This is a genomic window from Pseudomonas sp. K5002 (assembly GCF_013386655.1).
Classification (GTDB): Bacteria; Pseudomonadota; Gammaproteobacteria; order Pseudomonadales; family Pseudomonadaceae; genus Aquipseudomonas.
Genome location: NZ_JACARK010001104.1, coordinates 1 through 2140 on the forward strand (window position 1 = coordinate 1; position 2140 = coordinate 2140).

The window sequence follows — 2140 nt, forward strand, 5'->3', positions numbered from 1 at the left end:
CCTATCGACGCTTCCAGACCAACAGCTACGCGCCGCTGGCCGCGACCTGGGGCGTGGACAACCGCACCGTCACGCTGCGGGTGCCCGGCGGGCCGGCGTTTTCCCGGCATATCGAACACCGTATCTGCGGCGCCGACGCCAACCCGTACCTCGCGGCGGCCGCGATTCTGGCCGGTATCCACCGGGGCATCCGCGAACAGCGCGACCCCGGCGCGCCGGTGGAAGGCAACGGTTATGCCCAGGCCAAGGAGTTGCTGCCCACCGATTGGCTGACCACCTTGCGTGCGCTTGAAGGCTCGGTTTGGGCGCGTGAGGCGTTCGGCGGCGAATTCCTCGGCGTGTACCTGGCGGTCAAGCGGGCCGAATACCGTCAGTTCATGGGCGAGGTGGGCGAGCAGGATTGGCGCTGGTATCTGCACCAGGCCTGAAGATGAAGGCGCTGATCACAGACAGTTAACAGACAGGCAGCGGGCTGGATACTGGATCTGCATTAACGGCGAACAATCCTTCGACCTTTTTTTCACGAGACGGTGGTTAAGCTGCGAATGTCTGATCCATTAACAGAGTCGTGTGATGCCGTCGCAACCGCCGTCTTCCATCGAGATTGAATTTGCCGAACGCGCTGGCCAGCAGCATGCCCTGGTCTGCGCCGACACGCGTCCGCCGGGGCTGTTGCGGCGCCTGGGGTTGTGGCGCGATGAGCAATTGGTGCGCCGTGCACTGAAGATCGCCGGCGAGCCAGGGCTGATTCTCGACCTGGCGTGCGGCTCCGGGCGCTTTTGGCCGGTGCTGGCCGAGCACAGCAACCGGGTGATCCTGGCGTCGGACAATTCCCAGGACATGCTCGACCACGCACGTACCCACCACGCGCCGGGCTTGCTCAAGCGGATCAAGACCTTCCAGGGCTCGGCATTTTCCATCGGCCTTTCGGCCAACGCGGTGGACTGCATTTTTTGCCTGGAGTTGTTTCGCCATGTGCCAACGGCAGAAGGGCGCCTGGCCCTGCTCGGTGAGTTTCATCGGGTAAGCCGCGACACCGTAATCGTCTCGGTCAACAGCGACAGCGGCTACCGGGCGTTGCAGCCTGGCCCGGCGGCAGTTGCCAGCCACCGGGCGCAAGTGGAGGCGGAGTTTCGCCAGGCGGGTTTCAAGGTCCTCGGTCAACAGGAGTTCATGCCCGGCTCAGCCATGTGGCGGGTGTATGTCCTGCGTAAGAGAGGATAAGTACCGACTGTCGGACTATTCTTCAGCTCCTGTAAGAGTTTTCATGGCGGATGCTGTACTGCGAATGCTCGCAACTCCCTTTCGCGATATATACTGCGCGCCATTCTTCAAGGGAGAGCCGTGTGGCCATCGATATTCACTGGATCTGCGACAACGATAGCCTCGGCCAGCACTGCGCCGAATGGCAGCAGTTGCCATTCGTCGCCCTCGACACCGAATTCATGCGGGTCGACACTTTTTATCCCATTGCCGGGCTGATCCAGATCGGTGATGGCGTGCGCGCTTACCTGATCGACCCCCTGACCATCGACAACTGGCAACCCCTGGCCGCCTTGCTGGAGAACCCGGCGGTGATCAAGGTGGTACACGCTTGCAGCGAAGACCTGGAAGTGTTGCTGCGCCTGACCGGCAGCCTGCCGGTGCCGTTGTTCGACACGCAACTGGCGGCGGCCTACCTGAACCTCGGTTTCTCCATGGGCTATTCGCGGTTGGTGCAAGCCGTCCTCGATATCGAGTTGCCCAAGGGCGAGACCCGCTCCGACTGGTTGCAGCGGCCATTGTCCGAGACGCAAATCAGCTACGCCGCCGAAGACGCGGTGCACCTGGCAGAAGTCTACACACGCCTGCGCCCGAAGCTTTCCGACGACAAATACGCCTGGGTCCTGGAAGACGGTGCCGAACTGGTGGCCAACCTGCGCCGCGAAGTCGACCCGTACGAGGTTTATCGCGACGCCAAGCTCGCCTGGAAACTCTCCCGTGCCCAGCTCGCCGTATTGCGCGAACTGTGCGCCTGGCGCGAACAGCAGGCCCGTGCCCGTGACCTGCCGCGCAACCGGATCATCCGTGAGCACTCGTTATGGCCCCTGGCCAAATCCCAGCCGGATAACCTCGCCGCGCTGGGCAAGATCGAAGACAT

General features: G+C 62.7%; 2 protein-coding genes and 1 pseudogene. All 3 read left to right on the forward strand.

Annotated features, from left to right (window positions below; genetic code table 11):
- Positions 1-428 (forward strand): annotated as a pseudogene (locus tag HX846_RS33680) (glutamine synthetase); the annotation flags it as partial.
- Between the two features lie 145 nt (positions 429-573).
- Positions 574-1224: a class I SAM-dependent methyltransferase gene (locus HX846_RS33685; RefSeq protein ID WP_178967095.1), complete on the forward strand. Its 651-nt coding sequence runs from the start codon at positions 574-576 to the stop codon at positions 1222-1224.
- A gap of 122 nt (positions 1225-1346) precedes the next feature.
- Positions 1347-2140 (forward strand): ribonuclease D (rnd, locus tag HX846_RS33690; RefSeq protein ID WP_178967096.1); only part of this gene is annotated, 794 nt, incomplete at its 3' end.

What these genes read in the sequence shown, in the direction of transcription:
- HX846_RS33685 (WP_178967095.1), top strand. Translation starts at nt 574, where the DNA reads ATGCCGTCGCAACCGCCGTCTTCCATCGAGATTGAATTTGCCGAACGC.